19 protein-coding genes are annotated in these 23,375 nt (G+C 64.5%); all 19 read left to right on the top strand.

Annotation, left to right across the window (positions count from 1 at the left end):
- Positions 1–57: 57 nt before the first annotated feature.
- Positions 58–1,320, top strand: coding sequence for a M20 family metallopeptidase (locus FVW59_RS03260; RefSeq protein WP_148062776.1), 1,263 nt, complete (start codon positions 58–60; stop codon positions 1,318–1,320).
- Between the two features lie 451 nt (positions 1,321–1,771).
- The gene (mraZ, locus tag FVW59_RS03265; protein ID WP_116368589.1) at positions 1,772–2,227 is read left to right on the top strand and encodes a division/cell wall cluster transcriptional repressor MraZ; all 456 of its coding nucleotides are present in this window, start codon (positions 1,772–1,774) and stop codon (positions 2,225–2,227) included.
- A 9-nt stretch (positions 2,228–2,236) separates the two neighbouring features.
- Positions 2,237–3,154: a 16S rRNA (cytosine(1402)-N(4))-methyltransferase RsmH gene (gene rsmH, locus FVW59_RS03270; protein ID WP_148062777.1), complete on the top strand. Its 918-nt coding sequence runs from the start codon at positions 2,237–2,239 to the stop codon at positions 3,152–3,154.
- On the top strand, positions 3,154–3,465 hold the full coding sequence (gene ftsL / locus FVW59_RS03275) for a cell division protein FtsL (protein ID WP_148062778.1): 312 nt from the start codon (positions 3,154–3,156) through the stop codon (positions 3,463–3,465). Before rsmH ends, ftsL begins: the two co-directional genes overlap by 1 nt.
- Complete coding sequence (locus FVW59_RS03280; protein ID WP_246139609.1) at positions 3,462–5,195, top strand: peptidoglycan D,D-transpeptidase FtsI family protein; 1,734 nt, start codon at positions 3,462–3,464, stop codon at positions 5,193–5,195. Before ftsL ends, FVW59_RS03280 begins: the two co-directional genes overlap by 4 nt.
- Complete coding sequence (locus FVW59_RS03285) at positions 5,195–6,679, top strand: UDP-N-acetylmuramoyl-L-alanyl-D-glutamate--2,6-diaminopimelate ligase (RefSeq protein WP_246139629.1); 1,485 nt, start codon at positions 5,195–5,197, stop codon at positions 6,677–6,679. Before FVW59_RS03280 ends, FVW59_RS03285 begins: the two co-directional genes overlap by 1 nt.
- A complete protein-coding gene (locus FVW59_RS03290; protein ID WP_148062779.1) occupies positions 6,676–8,052 on the top strand; it encodes a UDP-N-acetylmuramoyl-tripeptide--D-alanyl-D-alanine ligase in 1,377 nt (458 codons plus the stop codon). The genes FVW59_RS03285 and FVW59_RS03290 overlap by 4 nt, the downstream gene beginning before the upstream one ends.
- Entirely contained in the window at positions 8,046–9,128 is a 1,083-nt protein-coding gene (mraY, locus tag FVW59_RS03295) for a phospho-N-acetylmuramoyl-pentapeptide-transferase (RefSeq protein WP_148062780.1), read from the top strand. Before FVW59_RS03290 ends, mraY begins: the two co-directional genes overlap by 7 nt.
- A 40-nt stretch (positions 9,129–9,168) precedes the next feature.
- On the top strand, positions 9,169–10,512 hold the full coding sequence (gene murD / locus FVW59_RS03300; RefSeq protein WP_148062781.1) for a UDP-N-acetylmuramoyl-L-alanine--D-glutamate ligase: 1,344 nt from the start codon (positions 9,169–9,171) through the stop codon (positions 10,510–10,512).
- Positions 10,509–11,660, top strand: a complete 1,152-nt coding sequence (gene ftsW / locus FVW59_RS03305) for a putative lipid II flippase FtsW (RefSeq protein WP_148062782.1) — start codon at positions 10,509–10,511, stop codon at positions 11,658–11,660. Before murD ends, ftsW begins: the two co-directional genes overlap by 4 nt.
- The gene (gene murG / locus FVW59_RS03310) at positions 11,657–12,748 is read left to right on the top strand and encodes an undecaprenyldiphospho-muramoylpentapeptide beta-N-acetylglucosaminyltransferase (protein WP_148062783.1); all 1,092 of its coding nucleotides are present in this window, start codon (positions 11,657–11,659) and stop codon (positions 12,746–12,748) included. Before ftsW ends, murG begins: the two co-directional genes overlap by 4 nt.
- A complete protein-coding gene (murC, locus tag FVW59_RS03315) occupies positions 12,745–14,184 on the top strand; it encodes a UDP-N-acetylmuramate--L-alanine ligase (RefSeq protein ID WP_148062784.1) in 1,440 nt (479 codons plus the stop codon). Before murG ends, murC begins: the two co-directional genes overlap by 4 nt.
- On the top strand, positions 14,181–15,122 hold the full coding sequence (locus FVW59_RS03320; protein WP_148062785.1) for a D-alanine--D-alanine ligase: 942 nt from the start codon (positions 14,181–14,183) through the stop codon (positions 15,120–15,122). Before murC ends, FVW59_RS03320 begins: the two co-directional genes overlap by 4 nt.
- On the top strand, positions 15,119–15,952 hold the full coding sequence (locus FVW59_RS03325) for a cell division protein FtsQ/DivIB (RefSeq protein WP_187275727.1): 834 nt from the start codon (positions 15,119–15,121) through the stop codon (positions 15,950–15,952). The genes FVW59_RS03320 and FVW59_RS03325 overlap by 4 nt, the downstream gene beginning before the upstream one ends.
- A 21-nt stretch (positions 15,953–15,973) precedes the next feature.
- The gene (gene ftsA / locus FVW59_RS03330; RefSeq protein ID WP_148062787.1) at positions 15,974–17,212 is read left to right on the top strand and encodes a cell division protein FtsA; all 1,239 of its coding nucleotides are present in this window, start codon (positions 15,974–15,976) and stop codon (positions 17,210–17,212) included.
- Positions 17,213–17,286: 74 nt separating this feature from the next.
- Positions 17,287–18,456, top strand: a complete 1,170-nt coding sequence (ftsZ, locus tag FVW59_RS03335; RefSeq protein ID WP_148062788.1) for a cell division protein FtsZ — start codon at positions 17,287–17,289, stop codon at positions 18,454–18,456.
- A gap of 77 nt (positions 18,457–18,533) precedes the next feature.
- On the top strand, positions 18,534–19,448 hold the full coding sequence (gene lpxC / locus FVW59_RS03340; RefSeq protein ID WP_148062789.1) for a UDP-3-O-acyl-N-acetylglucosamine deacetylase: 915 nt from the start codon (positions 18,534–18,536) through the stop codon (positions 19,446–19,448).
- A gap of 77 nt (positions 19,449–19,525) precedes the next feature.
- A complete protein-coding gene (locus tag FVW59_RS03345; protein WP_148062790.1) occupies positions 19,526–20,458 on the top strand; it encodes a M23 family metallopeptidase in 933 nt (310 codons plus the stop codon).
- A 72-nt stretch (positions 20,459–20,530) separates the two neighbouring features.
- A complete protein-coding gene (secA, locus tag FVW59_RS03350; protein WP_148062791.1) occupies positions 20,531–23,266 on the top strand; it encodes a preprotein translocase subunit SecA in 2,736 nt (911 codons plus the stop codon).
- The last annotated feature ends 109 nt before the right edge of the window (positions 23,267–23,375 follow it).

Genomic DNA, 23,375 nt, shown 5'->3' on the forward strand with positions numbered 1-23,375 from the left:
TGCCGGTGTCGATGGTGCTTATTCTGGCCAGTCTATGAGTAGTTGTGGGGTAGTCATATGTTGAACGCGCGGATCGTCGTCCTGCTGGTACTGGCGGTGGCAGCTTCCCTGTCTGCCATTGCCCGGGAGGGCATGACGATCAGCCCGCTGGAGGATGCCCTGGCGACTCCCGGTGTAAAGGCGGGGCTTGCGGCAATTGATGCCAGCCGGGATGACAGCGCGCGGCTCCTGGTCGAAATCGGTGGCATCGAATCACCCTCAGGACAGGAGCAACAACGCGCGGAGGCTGTCGCCCGCCATATGCAGGACATCGGCCTGAGCGACGTCACGGTGACCGATATCTGGAACGTTGTGGGGCGAATTCCCGGCCGCTCGGGTCAATCGGTGGTTTTCGTTTCCACGCTCGATGACCTCGCGACGGTGGCCGAGCACCAGCGCTCGGCATCACAGCCCCTGCGAGTTGTGGGCGACAAGGTGCTGGGGCCCGGTAGCAACACCTCGCTGACGACGGTGGCGCTCATGTCGGCGGCCAGTGCGCTGCTTGAGAGCGGCCTTCAGCCGGAGCACGATATCGTGTTTGCGGCGGCGGCACAGGAAGAGACGGGCCTGGGTGGAATGCGGGCGCTTTACCGGCAGCATCGCCAGCAAGCCATCGCCTTCGTCGATGTACTGGGCGAAGGCGAGGTGCTGGCCTATGGCGGGATCGGGATTCACTGGTGGAAAGTGACCGCCTACGGATCCCCGGGGCATACGCTCCACGGTGGGCTCCCCAATGTCAATCAGGCCATCGGTCGTGCGGTTGACAGGATTCTGATGCTGTCTCCACCCCTGGACAGCAACGGTGACCTGGCGCGGCTGAACATTGCGGTGATAGAAAGCGGCAGGGTGTTTAACCACAAGCCGGCATCCGGCTGGTTCTCCCTCGATATCCGCGGGCTGACCGAAGAAATTATTGGCCGGCTCGAGGCTGGGGTACAGCGCGAGTTGGCTGCGATCGAGTCGGAGCTGGATGTGCGCTTTGAGCTGGAGGCGATAACCAACACCCCGCCGGGGCAGATTCCGGGAGCCAGGGAGTCAGCGCTGGTGCGGAATGCCCAGGCGATCTCGGCCTACCTTGGCAGTGAACCGACCCTGTCCAACAGTGGCTCATCGAATATGAACATCGCCGTTGCGGGTGGCACGCCCGCCATCCAGATCGGTGGTGAGCGCGGTGGCCGTCGAGGTTTCGCCGACGAGTGGGCCAGCCTTGACGTACTGCAGCGCACCGCCCGGCATGTGTTTCTGGCCTCAGTTACGCTCGGGCAAGCGATAGACGGTTAATTGCGCCCGTCTGGCGGCGGGCCGTTCTTGATTCTTACCCCGGGCCGAACCTTTTTCGACCTCACTTTACTCCCGATCCTGGCGAATGCGGGTACAACCCGCTGAGCGCGCACAATTGCTTGTGGTTTAGATGGGTCCAGGCCCTCTGTATATACCGTTTCGGCACCCTGCCACTTCCACAAAAGAAGAAAATATACTGAAACTTAAAGTAACTTGTGAGCAAGTGCGGGTACACGCATGTTTTGCGTAATCTTTGTCCACATATAGATACCCCAGAGCGCGGCGAGAACTGCCCCAACCTCCGCTAATTCACTGAAATTACAACGTTTTTTTGCGAATGGCTCGCTTGACACCCTGTTCAGGGCGGACCTATAGTGTCGCAAAGTGGGAATAAGTGGATAAATTTGGTTTTTTGTGGGATTAGAGAACCAAATAAGTGGGGAAAACGATCATGTTCCGCGGTGTGCAGCACATCAATATGGACGCGAAGGGGCGCCTGGCCATGCCAGCGCGCCAGCGCGAGCCATTGCTGTCGCTGTGCGAGGGACAGATCGTGGTCACCATCGATACCCAGACCCGCTGCCTGGTGATCTATCCCCTGCCCGAATGGGAGCGCGTCGAGGAGCAAATCCAGGCACTGCCTGCACTCAACAAGGCCACCAAGCGCTTCCAGCGCCTGATACTGGGCTACGCCACCGATATCGAGCTGGACGGCAACGGTCGTATGTTGCTGCCCCAGTCACTGCGCGACTATGCCGGGCTGGAGAAGAAGCTGGTGCTGGTGGGGCAGGGCAAGAAAATGGAGCTCTGGTCCGAGGCGCTGTGGCAGGCCGAGTGTGAGCAGGCTCTGGAGGAGTCCGGCCCCGACGCCGAACTGCCCGCAGAATTGCTGTCGCTGACCCTGTAGGTGAGTGGTATGCACGAAACGGTGATGTTACGAGAAGCGGTAGACGCTCTGGTGACAACCAGCAGCGGTTGCTATGTGGACGGCACCTTCGGGCGTGGCGGGCACAGCCGCGCGGTGCTGGCGGCATTAGATGCAAACGGCCGGCTGGTCGGTGTGGATAAAGATCCCGCCGCCGCCGCGGAGGCCGAACAGTTGGCGATGAGCGAACCCCGCTTCAGCTTTTACCACGGGTCCTTCGCTCAGCTTCCCCGTCAACTGCGTGGGATGGGGATCGACGCAGTTGACGGTATTCTTCTGGACCTGGGGGTTTCCAGCCCCCAGCTTGACGAGGCGGAGCGCGGCTTCAGCTTCCAGCACGACGGCCCCCTCGATATGCGCATGGACACCAGCAGTGGCGAAACCGCCGCCGAGTGGCTTGCCCGCGCCGACGAGTCGGACATCGCCGATGTGCTGTACGACTACGGCGAAGAGCGCTTTTCCCGCCGTATTGCCCGGGCCATCGTCGCGCAGCGCGCTATCGACCCCATCGTTACCACCGGCCGGCTGGCGACTATCGTGTCCGAGGCCAATCCGCGCTGGGAAAAGCACAAGCACCCGGCCACTCGCTCGTTCCAGGCCATCCGGATTTTTATCAACCGCGAACTCGAAGACCTGCAGGATCTGCTGGGCGAGGCCCTGGACCTGCTCGTTGAGGGCGGTCGGCTGGTCGTGATCAGCTTCCACTCGCTGGAGGATCGCATCGTGAAGCGCTACATGCGCGATATGGCGCGTGGCGAACAGTTGCCGCCCGGTGTTCCGGTGCGCGACAGCGCACTCAACCGCCGCATGAAACTGGTGGGCAAGGCCGTGCGCGCCAGCAAGGACGAGGTGGCGGTCAATGTGCGCGCCCGCAGTGCAATCATGCGCGTGGCGGAGAAAATCGCCTGATGGCCGCACGCAAGCACATTGCCGGCCTCGACCCCGCGGAGAACCGGGCGCTGAACCTGCTGGTATCGCTCTGCCTGGGAGCCGTGGTGCTGTCCGCCTTTCTGGTGATTCACTCCTCCCACGCCTGCCGCGGTCTCTACGCCGAGTTGCAGGCACTGGAGGCCGATCAGTGGTTCCTGCAGGAGGATTACAGCCGCCTGTTGCTGGAAGAGAGCACCTGGGCCTCCCACCACCGGGTGGAAAAGGTCGCCACTGACGAGCTGGACATGCACTCCCCGCGCATGCAGGAACTCAAGGTGGTAACGCCGTGAGCCGCCGGCTTCGCCAGTCTTCGGTGGGCGCCTGGCGCTTCTACCTGGTTGCGGCGGTGCTGCTGGCCCTGCTGGGCCTGCTGCTGGGCCGTATACTGATGCTGCAGGTAGTCACCAGCGATCGCGGCCGCGAGTTCCTGCAGGATCAGGGCGAGATGCGCGCTGTCCGCACCGCCGAGATTCCCGCCTACCGCGGCCTGATTACCGACCGCCGCGGCGAGCCTCTGGCAGTCAGCACTCCGGTCATTTCCATCTGGGCCGACCCCTCCCTTCTCGGTGGTTCCGATCGTCTGCCCGAGCTGGCGCAGGCCCTGGGCATGCCCCTGTCGGAACTGGACGAGCGTCTGGCGCGCTACGCCGGCAAGCGCTTCATGTACCTGCAGCGCCACCGGGTACCGGCCGAGGCGCGGGAAATACTGGCGCGGCGCATTCCCGGTGTCTACGGCGAGCGCGAGTACCAGCGTTACTACCCGGCGGGCGAAGTGGCTGCCCAGCTGGTGGGCTTTACCAATGTCGACGGCTCCGGTATCGCCGGCCTGGAGCTGTCCTACGAAGACTGGTTGCGCGGCATCCCGGGCAAAAAACAGTACATCAAGGATTTGCACGGCGATGCGGTGCGCGATATCGGCGTGCTGGAACCGGCCCGTCCCGGTCGCGACCTGCGCCTGTCCATCGATCTGCGCCTGCAGGTATTGCAGCATCGCGAACTGCAGCGGGCGGTGGCCCAGACCGGCGCCGACTCCGGTACCGTGGTGACCCTCGACGCACACAGTGGCGAAGTGCTGGCGATGGTGAGCTACCCGGTCTACAACCCCAACAGTCGCAGGAACATCGACCCCGGTAGCACCCGCAACCGGGCCATGACCGACGAGTACGAGCCCGGTTCCACCATGAAGCCGCTGACCCTGGTAGCGGCATTGGAAAGCGGGCGCTACACCACTGACACCGTCATCGATACCTCGCCGGGCCGCATCCGCGTCGGTCGCAAGACTTTGCCCGATCCGCGCAACTACGGCGAGATTACTGTGTCGCGGGTCATCGAAAAATCCAGCCAGGTCGGGGTGACCAAGATCGCCCTGGATATTGGCCACGAACCGGTGTGGAAGGTGTTCCAGCGCCTGGGCATCGGCCAGCCGCTGGGTACCGGCTTCCCCGGGGAGCAGAGCGGCCTGCTGCCCAGTCGCCCGCGCTGGCGCCCCATCGAGGAGGTCACCCTGGCCTTCGGCTATGGCCTGACCGTGACCCCGCTGCAACTGGCCCGCGCCTACACCGTGTTCGCCAATGGCGGTGTGCTGCGGCCGGTATCGTTGCTGGCGCTGGACGGGGGTGAGCTGCCCGAGGGGCAGCAGGTTATCTCGCCGGACATCGCGGCCGATGTACTCACGGTGCTTGAACGGGTGACCGGTGAACATGGCACTGCCCGTCGCGCCCGCGTTGAGGGCTACGCGGTGGGCGGCAAGACCGGCACCGTGCACCAGGTGGGCGCCCAGGGTTATATCGATGACAAGTACCGCGCACTGTTCGCCGGCGTTGCACCGGCCCACGACCCGCGCATTGTCACCGTAGTGGTATTGAATGGCCCGAAGGGCGACGAGTACGGTGGCGGCGCGGTGGCCGCGCCGGTGTTCTCGCGGGTGGCCAGCGGTGCGCTGCGCCTGTTAAACGTTGTGCCAGACGCGCCCGAAGCGGTGGTCGCCGCGGCACCGGGCCGCCCGGGAGGTGCTGTGTGATGATGGCTCCCGCGCAACCGGTAGCGACGGATTGCTCCCTGGCCTGGCTGCTGGAGCGCGATCTCGCTGTCGATGCCCGCATCAGCGGTATCTGCCTGGATAGCCGCCGCGTGCAGGCCGGCGATCTGTTCCTGGCGATAGCAGGGGCTGCCCACGATGGACGCGCATTCATCGAGCAGGCGGTTGCCAGCGGCGCCGCAGCCGTGGTTGCCGACGCGCCGGTGGCAGGCTTTGTCGAAGCCATACCCGTCCCGCTGATTGAAATCCCGGACCTTTCTCAAGAGGCGGGGGCCATCGCCGCCCGCTTCTACGGTGACCCCACCCGGACGATGCGCGTGGTGGGTGTCACCGGCACCAATGGCAAAACCACGACTTCGCGACTGGTGGCCCAGCTGCTGCGCGCCGGGGGCCGCCCCTGCGGGGTCATCGGCACACTCGGCGCCACTCTGGACGACAGCATCGCCGAGGCCGTCAACACCACGCCGGACCCGGTGGGTCTGCAGGCCTGCTTCGCCGACTGGCGCGAGCGCGGGGTGCTGGACGCTGCCATGGAGGTCTCTTCCCACGCTCTGGTGCAGGGCAGGGTGGCCGGTGTGCAGTTCGAGACGGCGGTGTTCACCAACCTGTCCCGCGACCATCTGGATTACCACGGCGACATGGACTCCTACGCAAGCGCCAAGCTGCGCCTGTTCGCTAGCGAAGGCTTGCGGCACGCGCTGGTCAATCACGACGATGCCTACGGCTCGGTGTTTCGCGCAGCAGCCGGAGCAAAAGCCGTCCTGACTTACTCCGCCGCCGGTGATCGCGCGGCAGACCTGTATATCGACAACCTGCAACACAGTGCCGATGGCGCCCGCGGCAGGCTGCACACCCCCTGGGGTGATGGCGAGTTTGTGTCGCCCCTGCCGGGCGTTTTCAATGTCGCCAACCTGATGGCGGCGGTGGGCTGTGCGGTACTGGCCGGGCAGCAACTGGACACGGTGCTGGGCCGCCTGCCGCAACTACAGCCGGTGCCGGGGCGCCTGCAGAGCGTGGCAAACGAACACGGCCTGCAGGTGCTGGTGGACTACGCCCACACACCCGATGCGCTGGAACAGGTGCTGCGTGCACTGCGCCCCAATGTTGCCGGCCGCCTGATCACGGTGGTCGGTTGCGGCGGTGACCGCGATGCCGGCAAGCGTCCGGTGATGGGCCGCCTGGCCTGCGAACTGTCGGACGCGGTAGTGATTACCAGTGACAACCCGCGCGGCGAAGATCCGGAGGCCATCATCGACGACATTGCCGCCGGTTGTATCGGCAGCTTCCAGCGCGAGGCCGACCGCGCCAGCGCCATCGCCCTGGCAATTGCCTCCGCCGGCCCCGGCGACTGCGTGCTGATTGCCGGCAAGGGCCACGAGGACTACCAGATTATCGAGGGGCAGCGCTTGCACTTCTCCGACGTTGAGCAGGCTCAACAGGCATTGTCACGGAGGACGCGGTCATGATGCGCACCTTCACCCTGTCTGAACTGTGCGGCCCGCTCGGGGGGCAACTGCTTGGCGCCGATGTCGGCTTCAGCGCCGTCTCTACCGACAGCCGCAAAGCCCTTGATGGCCAGCTGTTTGTCGCCCTGAGCGGCGAGCGCTTTGACGGCCACGACTACCTGTCGGTGGCGCGCGACGGCGGTGCCGCCGCAGCCCTGGTCAGCCGCCGGGTCGATGCCGGCTTGCCACTGGTGCTGGTGGACGACACCCAGCGCGCCCTCGGCTATCTCGGCGCCTGCAACCGGGCCCTGTACCGCAACCCGCTGGTGGCCATTACCGGCAGCAGCGGAAAAACCACCGTGAAAAACCTGGTGAATGCGGTGCTGTCCCAGCGCGGCAACACCCTGGCCACCGAAGGCAACCTGAACAACGAAATCGGCGTGCCCCTCACCCTGCTGCGGCTGACGCCGGAGCACGATTTTGCGGTGGTGGAGATGGGTGCCGCAAAGGCGGGCGACATCGCCTGGCTGTGCGAGCTGGGCAAGCCCGATGTAGCTGTGCTGCTCAATGCCATGCCGGCCCACCTGCAGGGTTTTGGCTCGGTGGACGAAGTGGCGCAGGCCAAGGGCGAGATCTACGATGGCCTCGGCGGCAACGGCACGGCTGTGATCAACGCCGACTCCGAGTACGCCAGTCGCTGGCGCAAACGCGCCGGCACGGCGACCGTGCTGGACTACGGCCTGCAAAAATCCGCCGCCATCAGCGCCAACAACATCAGTAGCCGCGGCACCGCCGGTATCAGCTTCATTGCCAGCACCCCGGCGGGGGATGCGCCAGTGGCATTGCGTTTGCCCGGCCTGCACAACGTGTCCAACGCCCTGGCCGCCATCGCCGTGGGTCTGGCCTGCGAATTGAGCCTGACGGAAATCACTGCCGGCCTGGCCTCGGTCACCCCGGTGCCGGGTCGCCTGGCGGTGAGTCGCGGTCGCGACGGCTGCACGCTGATCGATGACTGTTACAACGCCAACCCCGGTTCCGTGCGCGCCGCTATCGACCTGCTGGCGGATTGCGAAGGCCGGCGCACCCTGATGCTGGGCGCCATGCGGGAGCTCGGTGACGAGTCCGAGGAGTTGCACCGGCAAATGGGTGAATACGCCCGGCAGCGGGGAATCGACGGATTCTGGGGGGTCGGCGAGGAACTGGCGCCGGCCGTGCAGGCATTTGGCAAGGGCGGGCGCCACTTCGACGATCGCGCGGCCGCGGCAGCGGCGCTGCCCGGTGCCTTTGGCAGTGACGATACCGTGCTGGTCAAAGGGTCCCGCGGCGCTGCCATGGAACGGCTGCTGGCCGAACTTCAGGAACAGGACGAGGGGGCGAGCCGCCAACCATGTTGATATTTCTCGCCGAATACCTCGAACAGTTTGCCCGCGGCTTTCAGGTCTTCGGTTACCTGACTCTGCGCGGTATTCTCGCCGCCGGCACTGCCCTGGCCATCTCCCTGCTGGTGGGGCCGGCGATGATCCGCCGCCTCAATCATTACCAGGTGGGCCAGGCCGTGCGCGACGACGGCCCCCAGAGCCACCTCAGCAAGTCCGGTACCCCGACCATGGGCGGCGCCCTGATCCTGGTGGCTATCGCCATCAGCACCCTGCTGTGGGCCGACCTGCGCAACCCCTATATCTGGGTCACCCTGCTGGTCACTGCTGTATTCGGCGCGGTGGGCTGGGTGGACGATTACCGCAAAGTGGTGGAGAAAGATTCCCGTGGCCTGCCGGCGCGCTGGAAGTACTTCTGGCAGAGCGCGGCCGGGCTCGCCGCCGCCCTCTACCTGTTCCTGGCCTTCGACACGCCGGTGACCACCGAGCTCTATGTGCCTTTCTTCAAGGACTTTGCCTGGAGCATGGGGCCGCTGTTCGTGGTGCTGGCCTATTTTGTGATTGTCGGTTCCAGCAACGCGGTGAATCTCACTGACGGCCTGGACGGCCTGGCCATTCTGCCCACGGTGATGGTGGGCACCGCCCTCGGCGTCATCGCCTATCTCACCGGCCACGTGGATTTTGCCAACTACCTGCACATTCCCTACGTCGCCGGCAGCGGTGAACTGGCGGTGTTCTGCGGGGCCATAGCCGGGGCCGGTCTCGGCTTCCTGTGGTTCAACACCTACCCGGCCCAGGTCTTTATGGGCGATGTGGGCGCGCTGGCCCTGGGCGCGGCGCTGGGCACGGTGGCGGTGATTACCCGCCACGAGATCGTGTTCTTCATCATGGGCGGGATATTCGTGCTGGAAACGGTGTCCGTCATTTTGCAGGTGGCGTCTTTCAAGCTGACCGGCAAGCGGATTTTCCGCATGGCGCCGATTCACCACCACTTTGAACTGAAAGGCTGGCCGGAACCGCGGGTGATTGTGCGTTTCTGGATTATTACCGTGATGCTGGTGCTGTTCGGGCTGGCGACATTGAAACTGCGTTGAACCATTGGGCGAAGGAGTGAATAACGCTGTGGCACAGGACATGATCGCAAGCAGTGATACCCGGGTCGTATTCGGCCTGGGCGTCACCGGTTTGTCCTGCGCCCGCCACCTGTACCGCCAGGGCCTGCCCTTCTGCGTGGTGGACACCCGCGCCGAGCCGCCCGGCATCGACGCCCTGCGCACGGAGATGCCCGATGTCACTGTATTCGCCGGCGATGTACCGGTGGCGGTCCTGGAGGGCGCCAGCGAGCTGATTGTCAGCCCCGGTATTGCCCTGGAAGATCCGCTGGTGGCCGGCGCGCGTGACGCCGGCGCCCATGTGCTGGGCGATATCGATCTCTTTGTGCGCGAGGCGCGGGCGCCGGTGATCGGTATCACCGGCTCCAACGCGAAATCCACGGTGACCGAACTGGTCGGGGCGATGGCGCGCGCCGCCGGTCTCAATGTCGGCGTGGGCGGTAACCTGGGCACCCCGGCACTGGACCTGCTGGATGAGGCGCGGGAGCTCTACGTGCTGGAACTGTCCAGCTTCCAGCTGGAGCGCGCCGGCGACCTGAACCTGGCGGTGGCCACGGTGCTCAACATCAGCCCTGACCACCTGGATCGCCACGGCAGCCTGCCGCGCTATCACCAGGCGAAGCACCGCATCTTCCGCGGCTGTGCCAGCGCGGTGGTGAATCGCGACGACAGCCTGACCGTCCCGCTGCTGGGGGATGAAGTGCCGGTGATAAGCTGGCGCCTGGGCGAGCCCGAGCTGAAAGGTTTCGGCCTGCGCACGGTGGACGGCGTGGAAAACCTCTGCCACGGTTTCGAAGCGCTGCTGCCGGTGGCCGAGATGCCCCTGGTGGGGCGGCACAATGCCGCTAACGTACTCGCCGCCCTGGCTATTGGCCATGCCGCCCGGTTGCCGATGGCGGACATGCTGCGCGCGGTGCGCGCGTTCCGCGGCCTGCCCCATCGCTGTCAGCTGGTGCGCGAGCGCGCCGGTGTGCGTTTTGTCGATGACTCCAAGGGCACCAATATCGGCGCCTGCGAAGCCGCCCTGAACGGGCTCGGCGGGCAAGGCAATGTCATTCTGATTGCCGGCGGCCAGGGCAAGGGCGCGGATTTTCGCCAGCTGCGCCCGGCAATCGCCCGCCATTGCCGGCATGTGCTGGTAATGGGCGAATCCGCCCGGGCGCTGACCGCAGCCCTTGGCGATGTGGTGGCGGTGAGCAGCGTGGACTCCATGGCGTCCGCCGTGCGGGAGGCGCTTGTTCTGGCGCACAGCGGCGATGTGGTACTGCTGTCGCCGGCCTGCGCCAGCTTCGACATGTTCAGTGGTTACGCAGAGCGCGGGCGTGTGTTCGCCGCGGCGGTGCAAGCGCTGGAGGAGGGGGCATGAACCTGCGCCTGGAAGCCTTCCGCGCGCCGCGCATGGACCTCCCCCTCAGCCTGCTGGGCCTGGCCCTGCTGCTGGTGGGTCTGGTGGCTATCGGTTCTGCCTCGATCGAATACGGCGACTGGAACTACGGCAATCCCTGGTTCCATACCACCCGGCATCTCATTTATATCGCGTTGGCGCTGGTTGCGGCGGCCATCGTCTACCGCGTGCCCATCCAGGTGTGGCAACAGACTGGCTGGGTGTGGCTGTTCGCTGCGCTGGTGCTGCTGATCCTGGTGCTGCTGCCGGGTATCGGTAAAGACGTCAACGGCAGCCAGCGCTGGCTGCCGCTGGGGCCCTTTACCCTGCAGCCTTCCGAGTTCGCCAAGCTGGCGATGGTGGTTTACATGGCGGGCTACCTGGTGCGCCAGATCGACGCGGTGCGCGCCAGCTGGCAGGGCTTTATGCGGCCGATGGCGGTGCTCGGCTTTGTCGCCCTGCTGCTGATGGTGGAACCCGATTTCGGCGCCACTGTGATCGTGGTGGGCACGGCCTTCGGCATGTTGTTCCTGGCCGGTGTGCGCCTGCTGCACTTCATGGCGGTGCTGGGGCTGGCACTACTGGGGCTGGTGGGCCTGGTATTCAGCGCTCCCTACCGGGTGCAGCGCCTCACCGCCTATACCGACCCCTGGGCCGACCCCTACGGCAGCGGCTTCCAGTTGATCCAGTCGCTGATCGCCTACGGCCGCGGCGAGTGGCTGGGCGTGGGTCTCGGCAACAGCGTGCAAAAGCTGTTTTACCTGCCGGAGGCCCACACCGACTTTGTATTTTCCATCTGGGCCGAGGAAACCGGCTTTGTCGGCGCCACCCTGGTGATCGGCCTCTACGCGGCGCTGATTGCACGCATTCTGTGGGTGGGCCGGCGGGCCGCCGCCGCGGGCGAGGACTTCGGCGCCTATCTCTGCTACGGCATTGCCCTGATTTTTTCCGGTCAGGCCTTCGTCAACATGGGGGTGAGCTCCGGCCTGTTGCCCACCAAGGGGCTGACCCTGCCCTTTATCAGCTACGGCGGCACCAGCCTGATTGTGTGCTGTTGCATGCTGGCCATGGTACTGCGGGTGCAGGCGGAAACGCCAGAAGGCAAAAAGCCGCGGGGAGGCAAGCGATGAGTGCCCCGCAAACGTTTCTGGTCATGGCCGGCGGCACCGGCGGGCATGTCTACCCGGCGCTGGCGGTGGCGCGTGAATTGATGCAGCGCGGCCACCGTGTGGAGTGGGTGGGCACCCGGCGCGGTCTTGAGGCGCGGGTTGTTCCCGCCGCCGATATAAAATTGCACACCCTGGCGGTGCGCGGCGTGCGCGGCAAGAATGTGCTGCACACCCTGTGGGGCGTATTGGCTTTGGCCTGGTCACAGCTGCAGGCACTGGGCCTGCTGCTGCGCCTGCGCCCCGGCTGTGTGCTGGGCATGGGCGGTTATGCCGCTGGCCCCGCGGGTCTGGCCGCCTGGCTCTTGCGCCGGCCTCTGGTGGTACACGAGCAGAACGCGGTTGCCGGCACCACCAATCGCCTGCTGGCGCCGCTGGCGCAGCGGGTCATCGCCGGCTTTGCCGGTGCCTTCAAGGATCGCCGTGATGTGCTGGTACTGGGTAACCCGGTGCGCGCCGAGTTGCTGGCCGCGGGCGAGCGCAAGCAATGGAACTACGACGGCAGTCGCCCCCTGCGCCTGTTGATCGTCGGTGGCAGCCTCGGTGCGAAGCCGATCAACGACCTGCTGCCTCCTGTGATTCACGCCCTGCGCCAGCAGCGCGGCGAGGTAGTGGAGGTGCTGCACCAGACCGGCAGCGCCCAGGCGGCCGCGGTCGCCGAACAGTACGGTGCCCTGCACAACGCGGGGGTGCGGGTGCAGCCTTTTATTGAAGACATGGCCGAGGCCTATAGCTGGGCGGACCTGGTGCTGTGTCGCGCTGGTGCCCTGACCGTGGCGGAACTGGCGGTTATGGGCCTGCCCTCGCTGCTGATTCCGCTGCCCCACGCCATCGATGATCACCAGACCGGCAATGCCCGTTCCCTGACCGATCGCGGTGCCGGCCTGTTGCTGCGCCAGTCGGAACTGAGCGCCGAATCGCTGGTGAAAACGCTGCTGGGTTACATCGACCAGCCCCGGGGCCTGGCCGATATGGCCCGCGCGGCGCGCCAGGCGGCCCTGCCGGAGGCCACCCGCCGGGTGGCGGACTGCTGCGAGGAGGTGGCGCGATGAACGAACGGAACAATGTCTACAGCGTGCCGGAAATGCGCCGTATTCGCCGCATTCACATGATCGGTGTCGGCGGCACCGGGATGAGCGGTATCGCCGAAGTGCTGAACAACCTCGGCTACGAGGTCAGCGGCTCCGACCTGCGCCGCAGCGCGGTTACCGAGCGCCTGGAAAAGCTGGGTATCGCCGTGCACTACGGCCACAGCGCAAGCAATGTCGGCCGGGCCGATGTGGTGGTCAGCTCCAGCGCGGTCAGTGCCGACAACCCGGAAGTCTGCGCCGCCCGGGAGGCCCGGGTGCCAGTGGTGCCGCGGGCGGAAATGCTGGCGGAGCTGATGCGCTACCGCCACGGTATCGCCGTGGCCGGTACCCACGGCAAGACCACCACCACCAGCCTGATTGCCGCGCTGTTCGGTGAAGCGGGCCTGGACCCCACCTTTGTGATCGGCGGCCTGGTCAACAGCGCCGGCAGCAATGCCCAGCTGGGCGCCAGCCGCTTCCTGGTGGCAGAGGCCGACGAGAGCGATGCCTCTTTCCTGCACTTGCAGCCCATGGTGACTGTGGTCACCAATATCGAGGCGGATCACATGGAGACCTACGGCGGAGACTTCGCCGTACTGCGCCAGACCTTCCTTGAATTCCTGCACAACCTGCCCTTCTACGGGCTGGCGGTGTTGTGTATTGACGATCCGGTGGTGGCGGGGCTGTTGCCGGACCTGGCCCGCCAGACCCTGACTTATGGCTTTGACGCCACGGCGGACTATCGCATCGACGCGGTCGAGCGTCAGGGGCTGACCACCGACTTTACTGTTCACCGTCCAGCTGGCATGACGCCATTGCGGGTGCGGCTCAATATGCCCGGTACGCACAACGTCCTGAACGCCACGGCGGCCATCGCCGTGGCCAGCGACGAAGGTCTGTCCGACGAAGCCATTACCCGCGGCCTGGCAAACTTTTCCGGGGTGGGGCGGCGCTTTACCCAGCTCGGTGAGCTGGCGTTCGCCGGCGGCAGCGCACTGCTGGTCGATGACTACGGCCACCACCCCACGGAAGTGCGCGCCACACTGGAATCGGCCCGTCAGGCCTGGCCCGGGCGGCGGGTGGTCATGATCTACCAGCCCCATCGTTTTTCGCGTACCCGCGATCTCTACGAGGATTTTGTCTCGGTGCTTTCGCGCTGCGATGCCCTGCTGCTGCTCGATGTGTATCCGGCCGGTGAAAAGCCGATTCCTGGCGCCGACAGCCGCAGCCTGACCCGCAGCATTCGCCAGCGCGGCCAGGTGGAGCCGGTATTTGTGGAAAGTATCGAGGAAGTGCCCACCTTGCTGGCCGACATACTGCGCGACGGCGATGTGGTGATCACCCAGGGGGCCGGCAATATCGGCAAGCTCGCCCAGGATCTGACTGCGGCGCCGAAGCTGCAGGGAGGTGTGTCGTGAGTTGGGAGCAGATTATTCGCAAGCCCGTGGCGGTATTGCAGGGCGGCACCTCCGCCGAGCGCGAGGTCTCCCTCAATTCCGGGGCCACCGTGATCGCGGCGCTGCAGGGGCTGGGTTGCGAGGTGCGCCCGGTTGACCCGGCTGATGCCGACTGGATTGCCAAACTGCAGGATGTTGGCAGCGTGTTCAACGCCCTGCACGGCCCCGGCGGGGAAGACGGTGTCATGCAGGGAGCGCTGACCGCACTCGGCCTGCCCTATACCGGCTCTGGCGTGCTCGGTTCCGCGATCGCCATGGACAAGCAGCGCAGCAAGCAGCTGTGGCAGGGTATCGGCATTCCCACCGGCGGCTTCGAACTGCTGGCCGCCGACACCGACTGGCAGGGTGTTATCGACCGCCTGGGCAAGGTCTTCGTGAAACCGGCCTGCGAGGGTTCCAGCATCGGCATGGCACCGGCGTCGAACGCCGCCGAATTACAGGCCGCCTGGCAGGCAGCCGCGGCCTACGGCGATGCAGTGCTGGCGGAAAAGTTCATCGACGGCCCCGAGTACACCGTGTCCATTCTCGGTGATGCGGCGCTGCCGTCGATCCGCATGGAAACCGACAATACCTTCTACGACTATGAAGCCAAGTACCTGTCCGACGACACCCGCTACCACTGTCCCAGCGGCCTGAGTGACGCGGATGAAGCGGAAGTGGCGGCGATCGCGCTGGCGGCCTTCCGCTCGCTTGGCTGCGCGGTGTGGGGGCGGGTCGATCTGATGCGCGACGCCGACGGTCGTTTCTACGTGCTGGAAGTGAACACCATTCCGGGGATGACCTCCCACTCCCTGGTGCCGATGGCGGCGCGGGTGGCGGGGCTGGATATCCAGGCCCTGGTGAAGCGCATCCTGGAACTGAGCTGGGCCGAGCGAACTGGCGGCGAGGTGATCCCGTGAGCACACGCAATCCGCAGGAAGCAAAACGCCGGGCGCCGCGCAAGGGCGGCCGCGGGGCTACCCGCACCGTGGCCAGTGCGCCGCGTGAAGCGCGCCAGTGGTCCTTGCATCTGTCGTTCCACTGGCTGAACCGCCTGCTGATTTTGCTGGGGGGCGGCGCGGTGCTGGCGGCGGCGCTGCAGGGCTACATCACCCTGCAGGCCATTCCGGTGGAGCGCATTGGCGTTACCGGCAAGCTCAAGCACACCCAGACCGAACTGGTACAGCAGATGGTGCAGCCGGCCCTGGCCGGCGGTTTCCTCAATGCCGATCTCGGCCAGATTCGCGAGCAGCTGGAAGCGCTGCCCTGGATCTATGAAGCATCGGTGCGCCGGCGCTGGCCCAATTCGCTGGAGATTCATGTGATCGAGCAGCTGCCCATCGCCCGCTGGGGGCAGGGGGGCTTTCTCAATCACGAGGGCGTGGTGTTCCAGACGGCCAATGCCGATGCCTGGAACCACCTGCCACGGCTGGAGGGCCCCGAGGGGCAGCAGCAGGGGATGATGGCCAGCTATCAGCGGCTGGGCGAACTGCTGGAGCCGCTGGCGCTGGAAGTGCAGGTGCTGGCCATGGACAGTCGCGGCCAGTTGTCGGCAGAACTCAGCAACGGCATCGAACTGCAGCTGGGTGGCGATGACTTCCGCGAGCGAGTGCAGCGATTTGGCGCGATTTACGCCAGCGAACTGGCGCCGCGGGCAGACGAGGTGGCGCGGGTTGACCTGCGCTACCAGAGCGGCCTGGCGGTCGCCTTTCACGAGCCGGCCCAGGTGGCCGGCCTGGCAAGCGAATAAGGGACGGGGAGAGACACTGCCATGGGCAGCGCACAGGACAAGAGAATGATCGTCGGACTCGATATCGGCACCTCCAAAGTGGTCGCCATCGTCGGTGAAATCAGCATCGACGGGGATATCGAGATCGTCGGCATCGGCTCCCATCCCTCCAAGGGCATGAAAAAGGGCGTGGTGGTCAACATCGAGTCCACCGTGCAATCCATCCAGCGCGCGGTGGAAGAGGCGGAGCTGATGGCAGGCTGCCAGATTCACTCTGTCTATGTCGGCATTGCCGGCAGCCACATCCGCAGCCTCAATTCCCACGGCATCGTCGCCATCCGCGACCGCGAGGTCTATCCGCTGGACCTCGAGCGGGTGATCGACGCAGCCCAGGCGGTGGCCATTCCCGCCGACCAGAAAATCCTGCACATCCTGCCGCAGGAATACGTGATCGATAACCAGGAGGGCATCAAGGAACCGCTGGGCATGTCCGGTGTGCGCCTGGAAGCCAAGGTGCACCTGGTGACCTGCGCGGTGAACGCCGCCCAGAACATCGAAAAATGCATCCGCCGCTGTGGCCTGGAAGTCGAGGACATCATTCTCGAGCAGCTCGCCTCCAGCTACGCCGTGCTGACCGAGGACGAGCGCGAGCTGGGCGTGTGCCTGGTGGATATCGGCGGCGGCACTACCGACATCGCCATTTTCACCGAGGGCTCCATTCGCCACACCGGGGTGATTCCCATCGCAGGCGACCAGGTGACCAACGACATCGCCATGGCCCTGCGCACGCCGACCCAGCACGCGGAAGAGATCAAGATCAAGTACGCCTGCGCCCTGACCCAGCTGGCCGGGCCGGACGAGACCATCAAAGTGCCGAGCGTCGGCGAACGGCCGCCGCGCGACCTCTCGCGCCAGGCCCTGGCCGAGGTGGTAGAGCCGCGTTACGACGAGCTGTTCACGCTGGTGCAGGCCGAGATTCGCCGCTCCGGCTACGAGGACCTGATTCCCGCCGGCATCGTGCTCACCGGCGGCACCTCCAAGATGGAGGGCGTGATGGAACTGGCCGAGGAAATCTTCCACATGCCGGTACGGGTGGGATATCCGCAGGCGGTGAAGGGCCTCAATGACATCGTGCGCAACCCGATTTATTCCACCGGGGTTGGCCTGCTGCAGTATGGACTGCAGCAGCCCGAACACGCCGGTGGCGCCCGCAATGACATCGGCACTGAAGAGCCGGGGTTGTTCGCCAAGGTGAAGTCGTGGGTGCAGAGCAATTTCTGAATTTGGGTGGCGACACCCGGATGTTGTAAACCGCCGCAACGCAACGCGGCAAACCAGGAAAGGGGAGAAAGACCATGTTTGAACTGATAGACAACGTACCAGACAACGCAGTGATCAAGGTCATCGGTGTCGGTGGTGGTGGCGGCAACGCCGTCAAACACATGATCGAGAACAACGTGGAAGGCGTGGATTTCATCTGCGCCAACACGGATGCCCAGGCACTGAACGACATTCACTCCAAGACCGTCCTGCAGCTCGGTGGTGAGATCACCAAGGGCCTGGGCGCCGGTGCCAACCCGGAGATCGGTCGCGCCGCTGCGATAGAAGATCGCGAGCGAATCGCCGAATCCCTGCGCGGTGCCGATATGGTATTTATTACCGCTGGCATGGGTGGCGGCACGGGTACCGGCGGTGCGCCGGTGGTGGCGGAAGTGGCTCGCGAGATGGGAATTCTGACAGTGGCGGTAGTCACTCGCCCCTTCCCCTTCGAGGGCAAAAAGCGCCTGGCAATCGCCGCAGAAGGCGTGCGCGAACTGCAGCAACACGTCGATTCTTTGATCACCATTCCCAACGAAAAGTTGCTCGAGGTGTTGGGAAAAAATACCAGTTTATTGGATGCCTTTAAGGAAGCCAATGATGTATTGTTGGGCGCAGTTCAGGGTATAGCCGACCTGATCATTCGCCCCGGTATGATTAACGTGGACTTTGCGGATGTTCGAACGGTGATGTCCGAGATGGGCATGGCAATGATGGGCACCGGCAGTGCCAGGGGCGAAAATCGCGCCCGCGAAGCCGCAGAACGCGCCGTCAACAGCCCCCTTCTCGATGATATCGACATCAAAGGTGCGCGCGGCATTCTGGTGAATATCACCGCCGGCCTTGATCTGTCTCTTGGAGAATTCTCCGAAGTTGGCGACACGATCGAGGAATTTGCATCTGATGAAGCGACAGTTGTGGTAGGTACCGTTATCGATCCCGAGATGACGGATGAGCTCAAGGTTACCGTGGTAGCCACGGGCCTGGGCGGCGGAGTTGCCAAGGCGCCTCTGCAGGTGGTGGAAAATACGGCCCCGCAGCAGGCTGCGGAGTCTGACGCCGCACCCAATTATAAGGAGTTCGATCGTCCCCCCCATATGCGACGTGCGCGCGCAGGCGCGGGTGGACAGGCAGCAGCTGTCGCAGCTGAAGCCGGCGGCGAGGAGTATTTCGATATTCCCGCGTTCTTGCGTCGCCAGGCAGACTAGCAAGGTAATCAACCCGGACCCGTTCCGGCGGCGCCTTGCGATTTTGTTGTGAGGCACAGGATACGGTTGGGAGCACTATGATTCGACAGCGAACTCTGCGAAATGCAATTAAGGCCACAGGTGTTGGCCTGCACACGGGGGAGAAGGTCTACCTGACCCTCAATCCGGCACCTGTGAATACCGGTATTGTATTTCGCCGGGTGGATCTCGATCCTGTGGTGGAAATTCCCGCCCGGGCCGAGAACGTTGGCGATACGACTCTCTCAACCAGCCTGATGGCCGGCGGCGAACGCGTATCCACGGTTGAGCACCTGCTTTCCGCCATGGCGGGCCTGGGCATTGACAACGCTTTTGTGGATGTCAGTGCGCCGGAAGTGCCCATCATGGACGGCAGCGCGGGCCCTTTTGTGTTCCTGATCCAGTCCGCTGGTATCGAGGAGCAGAGTGCGGCCAAGAAATTCATTCGTATCAAACGCCCGGTCACCGTGGAAGACGGGGACAAGACAGCCAGCTTCCTCCCCTTTGATGGCTTCAAGGTCTCGTTTTCCATCGACTTCGACCACCCGGTGTTTCGCGATCGCGCTGCCCACGCCGAGATCGACTTCTCCACCACCTCCTTTGTGAAGGAGGTGGCCCGGGCCCGCACCTTTGGTTTCATGCACGAGATCGAGTATCTGCGCTCCAAGGGTCTGGCGCGTGGCGGCTCCGTCGACAACGCCATCGTGGTGGACGAATACCGCATCCTCAACCAGGACGGCCTGCGTTACGACGACGAGTTCGTCAAACACAAGATTCTCGACGCCATCGGCGATGTCTACCTGCTCGGTTACAGCCTGATTGGTGAATTCAAGGCCCACAAGAGTGGCCACGCCCTCAACAATGCCTCCCTGCGCGCCCTGATGGCCCAGCCCGATGCCTGGGAAATGGTCACCTTCGAGGATGAGGCCACCGCTCCCATCTCCTACAGTAGCAATCCTGTTCCCGCTGCCTGAGACAGATTGCAATCCGGGCGTAGCATATGGCTAAGGCCTGTGGCATAGTTCGCTGCCTGATTTCTGCAAAAGTGCCAATGAAAGTCATTGTCATCAATCGCAAGCATGGCGGCTCCCGCTCGTTTGAGCTAGGTCGATGGTCCCGTGCCCTCCTTTCCCTGTGCTGTCTTGGGCTGCCACTGGGTATGGTGGCGGCCGGCTATCTGGCCGGGATGCAGAGCGAAGCCAGCTCCCTGCGCGGCCAGAGTGTGGACGCCATGGCCGATGAACTGGCCAGGCAGTCGGACGACCTCGATGCCCTGAAAGACGAAGCCGAGCTGAAACTGCAGGCGCTGACCCACAGCCTGGCGGAATTGCAGGCGCGGTTGACCCGCATCGACGCCCTCGGTGAGCATCTCACCGCAATGGCGGAGCTGGACGAAGGCGAGTTTGACTTCAGCCAGCCACCGGCCATCGGCGGCCCGGTCGGCGGCGAGTTCAGCGTCGACTACTCCAGCATGGGCCTGAGCGGCGAAATCGCCGACTTCTCACGCCGTCTGTCCGACCGCGAGCAACAACTCGCCATCCTCGAATCCCTGCTCAGCAATCGCAAACTGGAGGACCAGGCCTGGCTGTCCGGCCGCCCCGTCGAAAAGGGCTGGGTGTCCTCCGGTTACGGCCGGCGCAACGACCCCTTCAACGGCCGCCCGGCTTTTCACCACGGCATCGACTTCGCCGGCAAGGCGGGCTCCGACGTGCTGGCGGTGGCTGGCGGCGTAGTGACCTGGTCGGGCGAGCGCAACGGCTACGGCAACATGGTGGAGATCACCCACGAGGATGGCCTCGTGTCGCGCTACGGCCACAACCAGGAAAACCTGGTCGAGCCCGGCGATGTGGTACGCAAGGGCGAGCCCATCGCACTGCTTGGCTCCAGTGGGCGCTCAACCGGCGCCCACGTTCATTTTGAAGTCTACAAACACGGCCGCTCGGTCGACCCTTCCAGCTACGTCCGCCGCACTCGCCGGCGCTAGCCACCCAATCCCCCATCGCAGTACCACTCCCTTTGCAGGGGTGGCCGTGTCCCGTTCCCCAATGGCAAAAAAATGATTAGTTCAGCTCTGAAAAAAGTCTTCGGCACCCGCAACGACCGCGAACTCAAGCGCATGCGCAAGGTGGTCAAGCAGATCAACGGCCTGGAAGAGGCCATGCAGGCCCTGTCCGACGAGCAACTGCAGGCCAAGACGGCCGAGTTCCGCAACCGGCACCAGGACGGCGAGTCCCTCGACCGCCTGCTGCCCGAGGCCTTTGCCGTTGCGCGCGAGGCGAGTGTGCGGGTGATGGGCATGCGCCACTTCGATGTGCAGCTGATTGGCGGCATGGCCCTGCACGAGGGCAAAATCGCCGAGATGCGCACCGGTGAGGGCAAGACCCTGGTGGCGACGCTGCCGACTTACCTCAATGCCATATCCGGCAAGAGCGTGCACCTGATCACCGTGAACGACTACCTGGCCAGCCGCGACGCCAGCTGGATGGGCCCGCTGTACCGCTTCCTGGGTGTGTCCGTCGGCGTCATCATGTCCGGCCAGGGGCCGGAGCAGAAGCGCCAGGCCTACGGCTGCGACATCATCTACGGCACCAACAACGAATTCGGTTTCGACTACCTGCGCGACAACATGGCCTTCAGCCTGCAGGACAAGATGCAGGGCGACCTGACCTTTGCCATTGTCGACGAGGTGGACTCCATCCTGATCGATGAGGCCCGCACCCCGCTGATTATCTCCGGCGCCTCCGAGGACAGCTCCGAGCTGTACAAGCGCATCAACAAACTGGTGCCCCAACTGAAGCCTGAAACCGAGGGCGAAGAAGGCCATTTCACGGTTGACGAGAAGCAGCGCCAGGTGGAGCTGAACGAAGCCGGCCACGAGTTCATCGAGGAGCTGCTGACCCGCGAGAAGCTGCTGGAGGAGGGCGACAGCCTGTACGCTGCCACCAACCTCAACCTGCTGCATCACGTGCACTCGGCCCTGCGTGCGCGCGTGCTGTTCCATCGCGATGTGGAGTACATCGTGCAGGACGGCCAGGTGGTGCTGATCGACGAGCACACCGGCCGCACCATGCCCGGCCGGCGCCTGTCCGAGGGCCTGCACCAGGCCATCGAGGCCAAGGAGGGGGTGAATATCCAGAACGAGAGCCAGACCCTGGCCTCCACCACCTTCCAGAACTACTTCCGCCTCTACGAAAAGCTGGCGGGCATGACCGGCACCGCCGACACCGAGGCCTTCGAGTTCCGCCAGATCTACGGCCTGGAAGTGCTGGTGATTCCCACCAACAAGCCGGCCCAGCGCCAGGACCTGAACGACCTGGTCTACCTGACCCGCGAAGAGAAGTTCGACGCCATTGTGGCGGACGTACAGGAGTGCATGGCCAACAACGCGCCGGTGCTGGTGGGTACTGCTTCTGTTGAAACCTCAGAGGAGCTGTCCGCCCGCTTCCGCAAGGCGAAGATCGAACACAAGGTGCTGAACGCCAAATACCACGCCCAGGAAGCGGAGATCATTGCCCAGGCTGGCCGTCCGGGAGTGGTGACCATCGCCACCAACATGGCCGGTCGCGGTACCGATATTGTGCTTGGCGGCAACCTGGACGCGGAACTCGCCAGCTATGGCGACAGCCTCGGCGATGAGAAAAAGGCCGAGCTGAAAGCGGCCTGGCAAGAGCGCCACAAGCAGGTGCTGGAAGCCGGTGGCCTGCACATCCTGGGCACCGAGCGCCACGAATCCCGCCGCATCGACAACCAGCTGCGCGGCCGCGCCGGGCGCCAGGGTGACCCGGGTGTGTCCCGTTTCTACCTGTCGCTGGAAGACAGCCTGATGCGTATCTTCGCCTCCGAGCGGGTGAAGAACTTCATGCAGGCACTGGGCATGGAAAAGGGCGAGGCCATCGAGCACCGCATGGTCACCAACGCCATCGAGAAGGCCCAGCGCAAGGTGGAAGGGCGTAACTTCGACATCCGCAAACAGCTGCTGGAATACGACGACGTCGCCAATGACCAGCGCCAGATCATCTACCAGCAGCGCAACGACCTGCTGGGCGAGGACGATATTGCCGACACCATCACCGCCATCCGCGAGGACGTGGTAAACGACACCATCAACAGCTACATCCCGCCGATGAGTGTGGAAGAGCAGTGGGATATTCCCGGGCTGGAGAAGCAGCTGGAGGCGGAGTTTGCCATCAGCCTGCCCATTCAGCAGTGGCTGGAGTCCGACGAGAAACTGTTCGAGGAAGCCCTGCGCGAGCGCATCGTGCAGGAAGTCCAGGCGGCCTACGACGCCAAGGCCGCCGATGTCGGCCCGGACATGCGCAAGATCGAGAAGCAGATCATGCTGCAGGTGCTGGACAACCTGTGGAAGGATCACCTGGCGACCATGGACCACCTGCGCCAGGGCATCCACCTGCGTGCCTACGCCCAGAAGAACCCGAAGCAGGAGTACAAGCGCGAGTCCTTCGCCCTGTTCGAGCAACTGCTGAACAGCCTCAAGCACGAGGTGGTGAAGTTCCTCAGCCACGTGCAGATCCAGCGCCAGGACGAATCCGCCCTGATCGAGGCGCGCCGCCGCCAGGAAGCCGAGCGGGAAAAGCTCGCCTTCCAGCACGCCGCCGCCACCGCGATGGCCGCCGAAGCCGCGGCCCAGCAGCAGTCCTCTGCAGTGGAGGCGGGGGCTGCGGAAGGCGTGCCGCAGACCGTTACCCGCAACCAGCCCAAGGTCGGCCGCAACGAGCCCTGCCCCTGCGGCAGCGGCAAAAAGTTCAAGCAGTGCCACGGTAAACTGGAGTAGTCGCGCGATACCAGGTCGCCGCACAATGGCCCCGGTTTGCCGGGCCATCGCCTGCGCGGGGGTGACGGCGGGGCTTCGTTTCTTTTATTTTATGGCGATATAAGCCCCT

This window comes from Parahaliea aestuarii (assembly GCF_008064635.1).
In the GTDB taxonomy this organism is placed as follows: domain Bacteria; phylum Pseudomonadota; class Gammaproteobacteria; order Pseudomonadales; family Halieaceae; genus Parahaliea; species Parahaliea aestuarii.

Bases quoted from the DNA above. Each gene is read 5' to 3' on its own strand.
- murG (WP_148062783.1), top strand. From the start codon at position 11,657: ATGAGTGCCCCGCAAACGTTTCTGGTCATGGCCGGCGGCACCGGCGGG.
- ftsW (WP_148062782.1), top strand. From the start codon at position 10,509: ATGAACCTGCGCCTGGAAGCCTTCCGCGCGCCGCGCATGGACCTCCCC.
- ftsA (WP_148062787.1), top strand. From the start codon at position 15,974: ATGGGCAGCGCACAGGACAAGAGAATGATCGTCGGACTCGATATCGGC.
- murD (WP_148062781.1), top strand. From the start codon at position 9,169: ATGATCGCAAGCAGTGATACCCGGGTCGTATTCGGCCTGGGCGTCACC.
- murC (WP_148062784.1), top strand. From the start codon at position 12,745: ATGAACGAACGGAACAATGTCTACAGCGTGCCGGAAATGCGCCGTATT.
- ftsZ (WP_148062788.1), top strand. From the start codon at position 17,287: ATGTTTGAACTGATAGACAACGTACCAGACAACGCAGTGATCAAGGTC.
- mraZ (WP_116368589.1), top strand. From the start codon at position 1,772: ATGTTCCGCGGTGTGCAGCACATCAATATGGACGCGAAGGGGCGCCTG.
- lpxC (WP_148062789.1), top strand. From the start codon at position 18,534: ATGATTCGACAGCGAACTCTGCGAAATGCAATTAAGGCCACAGGTGTT.
- FVW59_RS03285 (WP_246139629.1), top strand. From the start codon at position 5,195: ATGATGGCTCCCGCGCAACCGGTAGCGACGGATTGCTCCCTGGCCTGG.
- secA (WP_148062791.1), top strand. From the start codon at position 20,531: ATGATTAGTTCAGCTCTGAAAAAAGTCTTCGGCACCCGCAACGACCGC.
- FVW59_RS03345 (WP_148062790.1), top strand. From the start codon at position 19,526: ATGAAAGTCATTGTCATCAATCGCAAGCATGGCGGCTCCCGCTCGTTT.
- FVW59_RS03260 (WP_148062776.1), top strand. From the start codon at position 58: ATGTTGAACGCGCGGATCGTCGTCCTGCTGGTACTGGCGGTGGCAGCT.
- rsmH (WP_148062777.1), top strand. From the start codon at position 2,237: ATGCACGAAACGGTGATGTTACGAGAAGCGGTAGACGCTCTGGTGACA.
- mraY (WP_148062780.1), top strand. From the start codon at position 8,046: ATGTTGATATTTCTCGCCGAATACCTCGAACAGTTTGCCCGCGGCTTT.
- FVW59_RS03290 (WP_148062779.1), top strand. From the start codon at position 6,676: ATGATGCGCACCTTCACCCTGTCTGAACTGTGCGGCCCGCTCGGGGGG.
- ftsL (WP_148062778.1), top strand. From the start codon at position 3,154: ATGGCCGCACGCAAGCACATTGCCGGCCTCGACCCCGCGGAGAACCGG.